Raw genomic sequence first — 13,785 nt, forward strand, 5'->3', positions numbered from 1 at the left:
ATTCAGAACGAACCCGTTCCCGCTTCCGACCGGTCGGCGCATCGTCTACTAGCGGACAGCACTCGACGAGGGGGGCCGCCGCCGATGTTCGAAACCGTCCGGGAATTCATCAGCGGCAGCTATGCCCCGCATGGCTATTGCCTGCTGTGGGATCCCTGGCTGGTATGGACGATGGCGGTCGCCGACGCGTTGATCGCGCTCGCCTATCTGTCGATTCCGATCGTGCTCGTCACCTTCGTCCGCAAGCGCCGCGACGTCGCGTTCGGCGGCGTCTTCTGGCTGTTCGCGCTGTTCATCACCGCCTGCGGACTGACCCATCTAGTGGGGCTGTGGAACCTGTGGAACGGCGCCTATGCGCTGGAGGCGGTGCTCAAGCTGATCACCGCCGCCGCCTCGGTGCTGACCGCGATCGTGCTGTGGCCGCTGCTGCCCAAGGCGATCGCGCTGCCCTCGCCCGCCCGCCTGCGTGAGGCCAACAAGGCGCTGCGCGCCGAGATCGCCGAACGCGAGCGGACCGAGGCCGCGCTGGTCCAGGCCCGCAAGATGGAGGCGATGGGCCAGCTCACCGGCGGCATCGCGCACGATTTCAACAATCTTTTGCAGGTCGTGTCGGGCAGCCTCGACCTGATCAACAACCGGGCGGGCGGCGACGAGCGCATCCAGCATCTCTGCGGCGCGGCGATCTCGGCGATCGAACGGGGCCGCCGCCTGACCAGCCAGCTCCTGTCCTTCTCGCGCATCCAGCGCATCGAGCTGCGGCCGACCCGGATCGCCGATATATTGGCCGGGTTGCGCGAATTGCTGTCGCGGACGATCGAGCCCGCGATCCTGCTCGACTTCGACGTCGAAGACGTCCCCGAGGCGGTGATGGCCGATCCGGTCCAGCTCGAGCTCGCCCTGCTCAACCTGGCGATCAACGCGCGCGACGCGATGCCCGACGGCGGGCGGCTGACGATCGCGCTCGACCGGCAGCGGCTGGAAGGCCGCGACGACGTGCCCGACGGCGACTATGTCGGCATCACCGTTGCCGACACCGGAAGCGGGATGACGCCCGAGGTGCTGGCCCGCGTGTTCGAGCCTTTCTTCACCACCAAGCCGGTCGGCCGCGGATCGGGGCTGGGGCTGAGCATGGTGTTCGGCATGGCGCGCCAGAGCGGCGGCACCGTCGCGATCGACTCGCGGCCCGGCCGGGGCAGCACGGTGACGATCTTCCTGCGCGCCGTCGAGGAGGTCGCCGAGGACGAGGCCGCGCCGCGCAGCGCGGCGTCCGACGCCGCCGAGACGATCGCCGGCCTCAACGTCCTCGTCGTCGACGACGAGCCGATCGTGCGCGAGGTCGTCGCCGACATGCTCGTCGACCTCGGCTGCACGGTGCGGACCGCCGAGAATGGCGAACGCGCGCTGGCGATGATCGAGCGCGAGATACCGACGGCGATCCTGCTCGACTTCGCCATGCCCGGCATGAACGGGGCGGAGGTGGCGCGCGCCGCGCTCCAGCGGTGGCCCGACCTCAGGATCGTCTTCGCCACCGGCTTCGCCCAGTCCGACGCGATCGACGCGGTTCTGGGCGACCGCGCGATCGTGCTGCGCAAGCCCTTCTCGCCCAACACGCTGGTCCAGGCGCTCCAGTCGGCAATGGTCGCCTGACGGCGGCCTCCCCTTCCCCCGTAGATACGCGACCTTGATTGCCGGCCGTCGCGGCGACAGAGTCGCGCCCGTGAGTCCCCCCGCTCCCTTTCCATCGCTGACCGTCGACGCGGTCCGCCCTCTGCTCGGCGTCATGGAAGCGGCCGGACTCGCCCCGGCACATGTCCTGCGGCGCGCGGGCCTCCCGACCGACCTGTTCGCGGGGCCGGGAAACGGCGCGCTGCGCCTGTCCGACTATTTCCGCATCTGCGAACAGATGGCGCTGCTCGGCGGCGACGAGAGCTGCCATGTCTCGCTGCGGCCGCTGATGGTCGGCACGTCCGAGCTGGTCCAGGCCCGGCTGCGCGGCTGCACGACGATGGCGGAAGTGATGGAGGTGCTGGCCAACAGCTACAACATCATCCACGGCCATCGCTACAACCAGGTCCAGCGGCGCGGGCCGTTGATCAGCTACGCGATCGACGACGCCGACTTCCCCTATGCGTTCGACCCGGACGACGCCTTCGTCATCCTCTCGCTCGAATGCCTGCTCGTCTACGTCCATGTCCTGCTGCTGTCGCTCGCGCCGGGCGCCGGGCCGATCCCGCTCCGTTCGGTCCGCACCCGCGGCCCCGCCGCCGGCCGCAGCCACCTCGCCTTCCTCGGCGTGCCGGTGAAGGCCTCGGCCGGCCTGTTCGGGCTCGACTATGACGCGGCGCTCGAAGGCGTCGGCGTCGCCCCGGCGCAGAGCCCGGTGCTGTCGGCGCGCACCATCTATGGCGGGGTCGCCGACATGCTCGACCGGATCGGGCCGGTCGCGGCGGACGCGCCCGACGTCATCGGCCGGGTCGAGCGCGAGCTGGCGCGCGGGCGGCTCGACCAGGCCGAAGTCGCGTCGGCGCTGGGGATGAGCGTCGCCTCGCTCCGCCGCCGGCTCGCCGAGGCCGGGCTCGCCTTCCGCGACCTGCGCGCGCGCTATCTGAACAGCATCGCGCGGGCGGCGCTGGAGGACGGCGGCAGCATCGCCGACATCGCCGAAACCCTCGGCTTCTCGGACGGACGCAGCTTCGCGCGCGCCTTCCGCCAGTGGAACGGCGTCGCGCCGGGGGACTATCGCCGCAGCACCGACTGAGCGAATTTGTCCCACCGAATCTGATCCGAACCGTCATCGACAGCGAAAGCCGCCTCCCTATCCTTGAGACTGACGGAAGCCGCGCCGGAGCGCGGCACGATTGGGAGCGGAACGCCTGATGGTTCGCCATCGCCTGATATCGACCCTGCTGCTTGCCGCGACGATGCCCGCCTTCCCCGCGATGGCATCGGTCGAGGCCCCCGCCGCCGCGTCCCGATCCCCCGCGGCGGCGGACCGTTTCGTCATGGTCGAGGGCATCCGCTTCCGGGTGCGCGAGGAAGGCCCGCGCAGCGCGCCGCCGATCGTCCTGATCCACGGCTTCACCTTCAGCCTGGAAAGCTGGGACGGCTGGGCCGCCGACCTCGCCCGCGACCATCGCGTGATCCGCTTCGACCTCGCCGGCCATGGACTGAGCACCCCCGACCCACGCGGCCGGTACGGCACGGCGGCGCGGGTGCGGCAGCTCGGCAAGCTGCTCGACCGGCTGGGCGTCGCCCATGCGACGATCGCCGGCAACAGCTTCGGCGGGCTCGTCGCCTGGAACTTCGCTGTCGCCCATCCGCGCCGGGTCGATCGCCTGATCCTGGTCGACAGCGCCGCCTATTCGATCAACGGCGTCACCGAGAAGCCGGTGCCCGTCCCCGACGTCATGCGCGGCTATCTGCTCGATCCCAAGCCGGCGGCGGTCGCCTTCTCGGCCGGGACGATCTTCGCCCATCCCGAGCGGCTGACGCCCGACCGGCTGGTGCTGATGCAGACCATGATCGCCCGCAACGGCCCGGCGCTGGTCGCGCATCTCGAACAGTTCACCCTGCCAGATCCGCAGGGCCCGCTCGGCCGGATCACGGCGCCGACGCTGATCCTCTGGGGCCGCGCCGACAAGGTGATCCCGGTCGCCCAGGCCGATCAGCTCGCCGCCGCGATCAAGGGATCGAAGCTCATCATCTACGACGATGTCGGCCACGCCCCGCAGGAGGAGGCCAGCGCCGCCAGCATCGCCGACGTCCGCGCTTTTCTGAACGACAGCAAATGAACAGGGAGACCATCATGATCCAGAGGACCAAGGCCCTGCGGCTCCTCGCCGCCGCAACCGCCCTCACCACCGTCGCGCTGCCGCAGGCCGGCTTCGCCCAGGCCGCGGAGACCGCCGCCGACGCGGCCGACGCCGGCGACATGGGCGAGATCGTCGTCACCGCCCGGCGCCGCGAGGAAAGCCTGATCGACGTGCCGATCTCGGTGTCGGCGATCAGCGGCGAGGCGCTGTCGCGCACCGGCGCGATCGACATCACCACGTTGCAGGACAAGACCCCGAACATGACCCTGCAGGTCGCGCGCGGATCGAACAGCACGCTGATCGCCTTCATCCGCGGCATCGGCCAGCAGGACCCGGTGTGGGGCTTCGAGCCCGGCGTCGGCCTCTATGTCGACGACGTCTACATCGCCCGCCCGCAGGGCGCGGTGCTCGACATCTTCGACATCGACCGGGTCGAGGTGCTGCGCGGGCCGCAGGGCACGCTCTACGGCCGCAACACGATCGGCGGCGCGATCAAGTACGTCACCCGCCGCCTCGGCCATGATTTCGAGGCGAAGGTCCGCGCCTCCTATGGCAGCTACAACCAGCGCGAGGTCGTCGCGTCGGTGACGGTGCCGCTCACCGACACCTTCTCGATCGGCGGCGCGGTCGCCTATTACAAGCGCGACGGCTTCGGCAAGAACCTGTTCACCGGCGCCGAGCATTACAACAAGGACGTGCTCGCCGGCCGCGTCTCGGCCGAATGGACGCCGACCGACCAGCTCTCGGTCCGCCTCGCCGCCGACGAGACCCGCGACAATTCGAACCCGCGCCACGGCTATCGCCTGCTGCCCAATGGCGGGCTGCCCGATTTCAACCCGATCGGCGACGTCTACGACACCCGCGCGGGCGTCGGCGACGACAACAAGGTCGTGACCAAGGGCGTCTCGGGCACGATCGAATATGAGGCGTCGGACCTGCTGACCCTCAAGTCGATCACCGCCTATCGCAAGGGCCATACCGACACGGTGATCGATTTCGACGGCACGCCGGGCCCGGTGCTCGACATCCCGTCCTTCTACAAGGACCACCAGTTCACCCAGGAATTCCAGGCGCTGCTGCAAAGCGACCGGGTGCAGGGCGTGTTCGGCCTCTATTATCTCAACGGCTCGGCCTCGGGCGCGTTCGACACGGTGATCGGCAACGCCAACCTGACGACGCTGACCTCGGGCGACGTCGACACCAAGTCCTATGCCGCCTTCGCCGACGTCTCGGTCAAGCTCAGCGACCAGTTCTCGGTCTCGGTCGGCGGCCGCTACACCAGCGACAAGCGCGAGGGCACCGTGTTCCGCGCCGACTATCTCGGCCTGCGCTCGCCGCTGTTCGGCCGGCCGACGGCGGTGCCGTTCCGCATCCGCACCGACTACACCAACAGCCGCACCGACAAGAAGTTCACGCCGCGCCTGTCGCTCAGCTACAAGCCGGTCGAGGACGTCAACCTCTATGCGTCCTGGTCGCGCGGCTACAAGTCGGGCGGCTTCGATCCGCGCGGCGACGCCATCTTCACGCCGGGCACCGTCGACGGCTACAAGCCCGAGACCGTCACCGCCTATGAGGCCGGCATGAAGGGCGCCTTCCTGAACCGCACCCTGTTCGTCAACGTCGCGGGCTTCTATTCCGACTATAAGGACCAGCAGGTCACGACCCAGTTCCTGTCGGGCACCACGGTCGTCTCGTCGGTCGACAATGTCGGCAAGTCGCGCATCTACGGCTGGGAGCTCGAGCTGCGCGCCGTGCCCGACCGCAACTTCCAGGTGCAGGCGTCGGTCGGCTACACCAACGCCAAGTTCAAGGAGTTCCTGACCCTCGATCCGCTGACCCTCAAGGTCCGCGACTTCGCCGACGAGCGGGTGTTCCAGAACACGCCGAAATACACCGCCAACGTCTCGGCGACGCTGGGCCATGATTTCGACGGGCTCGGCCGCGTCACGATCACCCCGGCGCTCTCCTTCCGCAGCGGCTATTCGCTGTTCGAGGTGTCGAACCCGGTGCTCGACCAGAAGGCCTATGAGCTGGTCGACCTGTCGATCGTCTGGACCTCGCCCGACAAGCGCTTCTCGCTCTCCGGCCATGGCCGCAACCTGTTCGACCGCAAGTACCGCGTCGGCGGCTATAATTTCCCGGGCGCGCTGACCGGCAATTCGGTGATCGGCTTCTACGGCCCGCCGCGCACCTTCACCGTCACCGGCGAGGTGCGTTTCTGAGCGGCACCGCGACGGCATCGGGGGGCGGGGCGGCCAGGGCCGCCTCGCCCACCCTGATGATGGCGATGCTGCTGCTCGCCTATACGCTCAACTTCATCGACCGGCAGATCATCGGCATCCTCGCGGTGCCGATCAAGGCCGACCTGTCGCTCAGCGACGCGCAGCTCGGCCTGATGGGCGGGCTCGCCTTCGCGCTGTTCTACACCGGGCTCGGCATCCCGATCGCGATGCTCGCCGACCGGCGCGACCGCTCGACGATCATGACGGCCGCGCTCGCAATCTGGAGCCTGATGACCGCGCTGTGCGGCTTCGCCCAGAATTTCTGGCAGCTCTTCGCCGCGCGATTGGGCGTCGGCATCGGCGAGGCGGGCGGCGTCGCCCCCGCCTACACGCTGATCGCCGACCTCTTCCCGCCCGAGCGGCGCGCCCGCGCGCTGGCGCTCTATTCGTTCGGCATCCCGATCGGCAGCGCCACCGGCATCGTCTTCGGCGGGGTGATCGCGACGCTGATCGACTGGCGATCGGCCTTCTTCATCGTCGGCGCGGCCGGGCTGCTGCTCGCCCCGCTGTTCCGCCGCGTCGTCCGCGACCCGCGCGGCGACCGCCCGGCCGCGGGCGCGACGGCGGTCGGCCTCCGCACCGTCATCGCCACGCTGCTGACCAAACCGAGCTTCTGGCTGCTCAGCGTCGGCGCGGCCTGTTCGTCGATGATGGGCTATGGCCTGTTCTTCTGGCTGCCGAGCTTCTTCGTGCGCAGCTTCGGGATCAGCCTGCTCGAAGCCTCATTGGGCTATGGCGCGATCCTGCTGGTCGCGGGGCTCGCCGGCATCTGGATGGGCGGTGCGCTGTCGGACCGGCTCGCCAGCCGGTCGAAGGCCTATTATGCGCTCGTGCCCGCGCTCGCCTTCGTCGGCACCCTCCCCTTCTACGCGCTCGGCATCTCGGCCCAGTCGCTGCTGCTCAGCCTCGCGCTGCTGCTGGTGCCGACCGCGCTCGGCCTCGTCTGGCTCGGTCCGGTCATCGCGGCGGTGCAGGCGGTGGTGCCGGCGTCGATGCGCTCGACCGCCTCGGCGATCTTCCTGTTCGTCAACAACCTGATCGGCATCGGCATCGGCACCCCGGCGATCGGCTGGATCTCCGATCACCTCAAGGCGCAGTACGGCGAGGAGGCGCTGCGCTACGCGATCCTGTCGGGCACCGGCTTCTACGTCCTCGCCACCCTGTTCCTGCTGCTCGCTGCCTGGCGCCTGCCGCGCGACTGGCACCAGGGCTGAATCAGAAGCTGTAGACCAGCGAGGCGCGCGACACGGTGTCGGTCCGCTTCTGGTCCGGCGGCGCGTCGCGCTCGTACTGGACGGCGTAGGACAGCCGACCCTTGAGCGGCCCGAACAGCAGCGTCTCGACCGAGGTGGTCGAGGCCGCCGTGGTGTTCTCCTTCTCGACATAGACGGCCAGCTCCTGCGCCAGCGTCAACCGCGGCCAGGGCGTCCATTTCATGTTGAGGCCGCCGCGTCCCGCCAGTCGCTGCTCGTCGGGCGCGCCGTCATAGAAGCTCGTATAGCGGACGGCGGGGCCGGCATCGAATTCGAGCCGCAGCCTGGGATTGTTCACCGCCACCACGCCCAGGCCGGCGCCGGCGGTCAGACGATGCTGATAGCCGAGGAAGCGGTCATGCTCATATTGGGTCAGGCCATAGGCATAATAGCTCGGGCTGATCTTGTAGCGCGGCTGCCAGGCGGCGACGGCGCGCTCGGTGGTGGTCTGCCCGTCGGTCTCCTGATAGTCGACCCGCAGCGACAGGTCGTGCTGCCAGTCGAGTCCGGACCGCTTCAGCTTCGCCCCGCCATAGAGGCCCAGCGTCCGCGAATTGCCGGTCGACCAGCTTCCGCCGAGCTCGACCTGCCCGGTCCACAAAGAGAAGACCCCGGCCGAGGCGAGCCGCTCGCGATCGGCATCGGCCTTCGCCCGGGCCCTGGCGGCCAGGTCGCGCTCATGGTCGGCGGTCATCGCCTCGATCTCGGCGACGCTGTCGGGGTTGGCGCGCTTCGCGACGGCGATCACCGCGGCGATGGTCTGCGGCTCGTCGGTGGCGAGCGCCGTCTCGATCATCGCCCGCACCGGATCGGGAAGGGGCGCGGCCGCCGCGGGACTGCCGGCCGACAGGGCCACCGCCGCCCAGATGATGCGCTTCAATCTTTCCTCCGCTCAGAAAACCGGGGCCCCGCTACCACGATCCTTCTGAACGGCAGCCGACCTTCGCGGATTTCGACGGATTTTTCGGCCGTCCCGTCCCGCGCGCTCAATTGGGCAACGGCCAGGGGCCCTTGCCGCCCTCGGCGATGAAGCGGTCGGTGCGCGTGGTGAGGACCGGCAGCGGCACCGATCCCAGCGACAGCACCATGTCGTGGAAGGCGCGGATGTCGAACCGCTCGCCCAGCGCGGCCTCGGCGCGGGCGCGCTCCTTCTCGATCTGGAGCTGGCCGAGATAATAGGACAGCGCCTGCCCCGGCCAGCCGATATAGCGGTCGACCTCGGTGGTGATCTCATGTTCGCTGAGCGCGCTGTTGTCCCTGAGGAAGGCGATCCCCTGCTCGCGGGTCCAGCCCTTGGCGTGGATGCCGGTGTCGATCACCAGCCGCGCCGCGCGCCACATCTGGTAGCTCAGCATGCCGAAGCGCTCATAGGGCGTGTCGTACAGCCCCATCTCGACGCCCAGCTTCTCGCAATAGAGCGCCCAGCCCTCGCCATAGGCCGAGACATAGGTGTAGCGCCGCCAGTCGGGCCGGTCCTCGTTCTCCGCCGCCATCGACGTCTGCCAGCTGTGCCCCGGCGCCGATTCGTGGAGGGTCAGCGCGGTGAGCTGGAACAGCGGGCGCGACGGCAGGTCGTAGGTGTTGAGCAGATAGCGGTCCTGCCCGCCGCGCCCGGCGGTGTAATAGGGCGCGATGTCGGCCGGCACCGGCACGATCCCGAAGCGCCCGCGCGGCATCCGCCCGAACCAGCGCGCCGCCACGCCGTCGAAGCGCTTGGCGGTCCAGGCGGCGCGGTCGAGCAGCGCCTGCGGCGTCGTGACGTAGAATTGCGGATCGGTGCGCAGGAAGTGGAGGAAGGCCGGGAAATCACCCTGGAACTTCACCTCCTTCATGATCGCGTCCATCTGCGCGCGGATCTTCGCGACCTCGGCCAGGCCGATGCGATGGATCTCCTCGGGCGGCAGATCGAGCGTGGTATAGGCGCGGATCTGCGCGCGGTAATAGGCCTTGCCGTCGGGCCAGCCCTCGGCCGCCAGCCCCTCGCGCAGGTGCGGCAGATAATCCTTGCGCATGAAGGCGAGCAGGCCGGCATAGGCGGGGATGATCCGCTCGCGGATCAGCGCCTCGGCCTCGCCGCGCAACGCCTCCTGCCGCGCCGCCGGGATCGCGGCGGGCAGGTTCGCGAACGGCTCGAACCACAAGGTGTCGCGCGGCGACGTCGCCTCGGCGACCAGCGCGATCGACTGCTCGCGATCCTTCATGATCACCCTGGGCGGGGTGAAGCCGCGCTTCAGGCCGGCGCGCATATTGGCGGTGTTCTGGCCGAAATAGCGCGGGATGTCGGCCATCATCGACAGCATCGCCCGCGCATCGGCCTCGGTGCGGATCGGCTGGCGCGCATAATAGCCGAGGTCGGCCCAGAAACTGCTGTCCGAGTTCAGCGGCTTCTCGAAATCGCGGAAGCGCTGCGCGTCGAGCAGCGTCTCGATCTGCGCGCGGTAGACCCCGTAATCCTCCTGCTTGCTAGGCGACAGATCGGCGGGGCGGATCGCGTCGAGCTGCTTCAGCGTGTCGGTCCAGGTGGCGAGCCGCGCCTGCTGGGTCGCGAGGCTCTCGTCGGGCAAGTGCCTGGGGATGCCGCCCTTGTTCGACTCCTCGCTCTGGAAACTCTGCTGCCGCCAGGCCCACTCCTTCGCGCTCAGCGCGTCGAAGCGGTCGTCGGCGGGATTGGCGAAGGCGGGAGCGGTTACGAGCGACACCGCAGCGGCGATGATCATGAGCTTGTGCATGGCGGGATTGTGGCAAATCCCCGATCACCATGCCAGCACGGGAATGTGCCGACCGCCTCTCCGTCGTCATTCCAGCGAAAGCTGGAATCTCCCTTCACCTTCCTGGCTTCGAGACGGAAGCAGGTCGCAAGGCAGTGAGATCCCGGCTTTCGCCGGGATGACATGCGGAAAAAGGTTGAGCCTTGCCCACCCATCGGGCCAAATCCCCTCGCCCATGCGCCGCCTGATCCTCCCCCTGCTCCTGCTGCTCGCCGCCTGCCATGACGGGCCCCGCGCGCCGCTGCCGCCGGATCGGTTGATCCGGCTCGCCGACGACGAGGTGAAGACGCTCGATCCCCAGAAATCGTCGGACCTCGCCACCATCAGGATCGCGCAGGACCAGTTCGAGGGGCTGACCCGGATCAACGGCCTGGGCGAGGCCGAGCCGGGACTGGCGAGCGGCTGGAGCGTCTCCGCCGACGGACTCGCCTGGCGCTTCCCATTGCGGCCCGGCCTGCGATTCTCGGACGGGACGCCGATCGATGCCGGCACCTTCGTCCAGGTCTTCGCGCGGCTGCGCGCGCCCGCGACCGCCTCCCCCAACGCCGCCCTGTTCGCTAATATCGACCGCATCGAGGCCGAGGGACGAACCGTGGTCGTCCATCTCCGCGCGCCGATGCCGGCGCTGCCCCAGCTGCTCGCGCTGCCCTCGCTCGCGGCGCTGCCGATGCACCGGATCGCGCGGGCGGGCGACGGCTGGACCGGCGAGCGGCCGCTGGTGACGTCGGGCCCCTATCGGCTGACCGAATGGCGGCTCAACGAGCGGCTTCGGCTCGATCGCAATCCCCATTGGCATGGCGGCGCGGCGCCGATCGCCGGGGTCGAATGGCGCCCGGTCACCGACCGGCTGACCGCGCTGCGCAGCTTCGCCGCGGGCGAGGCCGACGTCGCCAACGACTTCCCGCCGACGCGCGCCGCCTGGATCGCGGCGCGGCGTCCGGGGGCCGCGCATGTCGCCCAGTTCAACGGCAGCTATTATTTCGTGTTCAACACCACCCGTCCGCCGTTCGACGACGCCCGCGTCCGCCGCGCGCTGTCGCTGGCGGTCGATCGCCGATGGATCGCCGAGCGGCTGATCGGGCTCGGTACCCGGCCGGCCTGGGGCGTGGTCCCGCCGGCGGTGGCGGGCGAGCCCGGCGCCTATCGCCCCGCCTGGGCGGCGTGGAGCCCCGAACGGCGGTTCGCGGAAGCGCGGCGCCTGCTTGCCGAGGCCGGCTATGGCCCGCGCCACCCGCTCAGCTTCGACATCCGCTTCAACAGCGACACCGATCATCGCCGGGTCGCGGTGGCGATGGCGGCGATGTGGCGGCCGCTGGGCGTCAGCGCGCATCTGCTCAACAGCGAATCCTCGCTCCACTTCGCCAGCCTGCGCCGCCGCGACTTCGCCTTCGCCCGGTCGGGCTGGATCGGCGACGTCGCCGCGCCCGAGAATTATCTCGCCGTCCATCGCTCGGATGCCGGGATGCTCAACTATTCGGGCTATGCCAGCCCCGCCTTCGACCGCGCGCTCGACCGGGCGATGGCGATCGCCGACCCCGCCGCCCGCGCCCGGGCGATGCGCGCGGCCGAAGCGATCCTGGTCGCCGACGCGCCGCTGGTCCCGCTTTATCATTATGTCAGCCGCGCGCTGGTTGCCCCGCGGGTCGCGGGCTGGCACGACAATGCACCGAACACCCATCCGAGCTGGACGTTGAGCCTGAAATGACCCGGCCCCTCCTGATCGCGCTTTCGACCGCGCTGCTGCTCGCCGGTTGCGGCGGCAGCGACCGTGGCGGACAGGTCTCGGTCAGCGTGATAGGGCGCGAGACGCGGCTGCGCGATCCGGCGTCGGGGCTGCCGCGCCAGGCCGACGCCGCGCTGCTCGGCGCGGTGGCGCAAGGGCTGGTGCGGCTCGATGCGACGGCCCAGGTCGAACCGGGGCTGGCGATCCGCTGGGCGATCTCCGACGACGGGCTCTACTACACCTTCCGGCTCGACCATGAGCTGGCCGATGCCGACCGCGTCGCCGTCCAGCTCCGCCGCCTGATCCGCCGCTATCGCGACGCCGGGCCCGGCGTCCGCATCGACGCCGTGCGCGAGATCGTGGCGGTGACGCCCGAGGTCATCGAGATCCGCCTGTCGGCGCCCCGCCCCGAGCTGCTCGCGCTGCTGGCGCGGCCCGCTTATGCGCTGCCGGCCGGCGGCGGCACCGGCCCGCTGCTGGTCGACGGGTCCGTCGGTCGCCACACGATCCTGCGCCCCAAGCCGGTCGCCGACGCGATCGACGACGACCGGTTGAAGGCCTTCGCCAAGCGACGCATCCACCTGCGCGGCGAGCGGGCCGCGCTGGCGGTCGCGCGCTTCGCTCGGGGCGATATCCAGCTCGTCACCGGCGGCGGCTATAACGACTTCATCTACACCCGGCTCGCGGGCATCCCGCCGCGCAACGTGCAGGTCGATCCCGCCAACGGCCTGTTCGGCTTCCGGGTCGCGCGCGCCTCCTCCGCGGCGATGGCGCCCGAGATCCGCCAGGCGCTGTCGATGGCGCTCGACCGCGACGCGCTCGGCGCCGCGCTGGGGGCGACGGGCTGGCGGCCGGCCCAGGCGATCCTGCCGCCCGGCCTGACCGACCTCGCCGAACCGAGCCGGCCCTTCTGGGTGCAGGCCTTCGCCAATGTCCGCGGGTCGGACCGGCAGGCGTTCGACAGCCGGGTCCAGACCGCGCGGCGGATCGTCGGCATCTGGCGCGCCCAGCATGGCGGCGACGAGCCGGTGCGGATCGCCGTGGCAATGCCCGAAGGCCCGGGATCGGCGATCCTGTTCGCGGCGATCCGCCGGCAATGGCGGGCGATCGACGTCGACGCCACCCGGGTCGGCCCGCGCGACGCCGCCGACCTGCGGCTGATCGACGAGGTCGCCCCCGCCGACCAGGCCGACTGGTATCTCGCCCATTTCCTCTGTGCCGAGGGCCGGCCGTGCAGCGAGGAGGCCGACAAGGCGTTCGACCTCGCGCGCGGGGCGACCGATCCGGCGCGCCGGGCGCACCTGATCGCCGAGGTCGAGCAGCGGCTCGCCGCGATCGCCCCGTTCATTCCGATCGCGCAGCCGTTGCGCTGGTCGCTGGCCGCGCCCGACCTGACCGGCTTCCAGCTCAACGCCCGCGCGGTCCACCCGCTGGCGCCGCTGCTGGGGAACCAAAATGGCCGCTGATGCGATCAGCCTTCACGGATTGCGGAGATGATCGGATGAAACGCCCCACCATGGCCGATTTCGACAGCCTGGCCGACAAGCTGCCCGGCGTCAGCACCGATCCCGCATCGGTGCGCCGCCGGGTCGAGGCCATGGAAGGCCTGCTCGAGCGGATGTTCGTCGTGCCGGGAATCAACAAGCCGGTCGGCCTCGACGTGCTGCTCGACCTGATCCCCGTGGTCGGCCCGACGATCGCCGCGGTGATGGGAAGCTGGCTGGTGTGGGAGGCCCGCAACCTCGGCCTGTCGAAATGGCAGATGACGCGGATGTTCGGCAATGTCGGGATCGACCTGGTGCTCGGCGCGATCCCCTGGGTCGGCGCGATCCCCGACTTCTTCTTCCGGTCGAACAGCCGCAACCTCAAGCTGCTCAAGCGCCACCTCGACCGCCACCATCCGGCGACCGCGACGATCGAAGGCGGGGTGGTAGGGCGGCGCTGACC

10 protein-coding genes are annotated in these 13,785 nt (G+C 70.0%); 8 read left to right on the forward strand and 2 right to left on the reverse strand.

The window, feature by feature from the left end; translation table 11 throughout:
* Nucleotides 1–84: 84 nt before the first annotated feature.
* The 5 genes from HRJ34_RS12440 to HRJ34_RS12460 all read left to right on the forward strand — a co-directional run bounded on the left by HRJ34_RS12440 (nucleotide 85) and on the right by HRJ34_RS12460 (nucleotide 7,308).
* Nucleotides 85–1,647: an ATP-binding protein gene (locus tag HRJ34_RS12440; RefSeq protein ID WP_208634237.1), complete on the forward strand. Its 1,563-nt coding sequence runs from the start codon at nucleotides 85–87 to the stop codon at nucleotides 1,645–1,647.
* Nucleotides 1,648–1,717: 70 nt separating this feature from the next.
* Nucleotides 1,718–2,758 carry a helix-turn-helix transcriptional regulator gene (locus tag HRJ34_RS12445; protein WP_012050043.1) on the forward strand — a complete coding sequence of 347 codons (1,041 nt, stop codon included), beginning with the start codon at nucleotides 1,718–1,720 and terminating at the stop codon, nucleotides 2,756–2,758.
* A 118-nt stretch (nucleotides 2,759–2,876) separates the two neighbouring features.
* Complete coding sequence (locus HRJ34_RS12450) at nucleotides 2,877–3,791, forward strand: alpha/beta fold hydrolase (protein ID WP_208634238.1); 915 nt, start codon at nucleotides 2,877–2,879, stop codon at nucleotides 3,789–3,791.
* Nucleotides 3,792–3,805: 14 nt separating this feature from the next.
* On the forward strand, nucleotides 3,806–6,034 hold the full coding sequence (locus HRJ34_RS12455; RefSeq protein ID WP_208634239.1) for a TonB-dependent receptor: 2,229 nt from the start codon (nucleotides 3,806–3,808) through the stop codon (nucleotides 6,032–6,034).
* A 56-nt stretch (nucleotides 6,035–6,090) separates the two neighbouring features.
* Nucleotides 6,091–7,308, forward strand: coding sequence for a spinster family MFS transporter (locus tag HRJ34_RS12460; protein ID WP_016745905.1), 1,218 nt, complete (start codon nucleotides 6,091–6,093; stop codon nucleotides 7,306–7,308).
* Nucleotide 7,309: 1 nt separating this feature from the next.
* Here the strand turns inward: HRJ34_RS12460 and HRJ34_RS12465 are convergent, their stop codons facing one another.
* On the reverse strand, nucleotides 7,310–8,227 hold the full coding sequence (locus tag HRJ34_RS12465) for a DUF481 domain-containing protein (RefSeq protein ID WP_016745906.1): 918 nt from the start codon (nucleotides 8,225–8,227) through the stop codon (nucleotides 7,310–7,312).
* A gap of 106 nt (nucleotides 8,228–8,333) precedes the next feature.
* On the reverse strand, nucleotides 8,334–10,076 hold the full coding sequence (locus tag HRJ34_RS12470; protein ID WP_208634240.1) for a DUF885 domain-containing protein: 1,743 nt from the start codon (nucleotides 10,074–10,076) through the stop codon (nucleotides 8,334–8,336).
* 214 nt (nucleotides 10,077–10,290) lie between these two features.
* Here HRJ34_RS12470 and HRJ34_RS12475 point away from each other — a divergent pair, with 214 nt between their 5' ends.
* Genes HRJ34_RS12475 through HRJ34_RS12485 form a run of 3 tightly spaced genes read left to right on the forward strand, consistent with a single transcriptional unit; the run spans nucleotide 10,291 to nucleotide 13,783 of the window.
* Entirely contained in the window at nucleotides 10,291–11,820 is a 1,530-nt protein-coding gene (locus HRJ34_RS12475) for a peptide ABC transporter substrate-binding protein (RefSeq protein WP_226949174.1), read from the forward strand.
* Nucleotides 11,817–13,304: an ABC transporter substrate-binding protein gene (locus HRJ34_RS12480; RefSeq protein WP_208634242.1), complete on the forward strand. Its 1,488-nt coding sequence runs from the start codon at nucleotides 11,817–11,819 to the stop codon at nucleotides 13,302–13,304. Before HRJ34_RS12475 ends, HRJ34_RS12480 begins: the two co-directional genes overlap by 4 nt.
* Before the next feature lie 35 nt (nucleotides 13,305–13,339).
* Nucleotides 13,340–13,783, forward strand: coding sequence for a DUF4112 domain-containing protein (locus HRJ34_RS12485; protein WP_208634243.1), 444 nt, complete (start codon nucleotides 13,340–13,342; stop codon nucleotides 13,781–13,783).
* Nucleotides 13,784–13,785 lie beyond the last annotated feature (2 nt).

It is taken from the genome of Rhizorhabdus wittichii, assembly GCF_017607425.1.
GTDB classification, from domain to species: domain Bacteria; phylum Pseudomonadota; class Alphaproteobacteria; order Sphingomonadales; family Sphingomonadaceae; genus Rhizorhabdus; species Rhizorhabdus wittichii.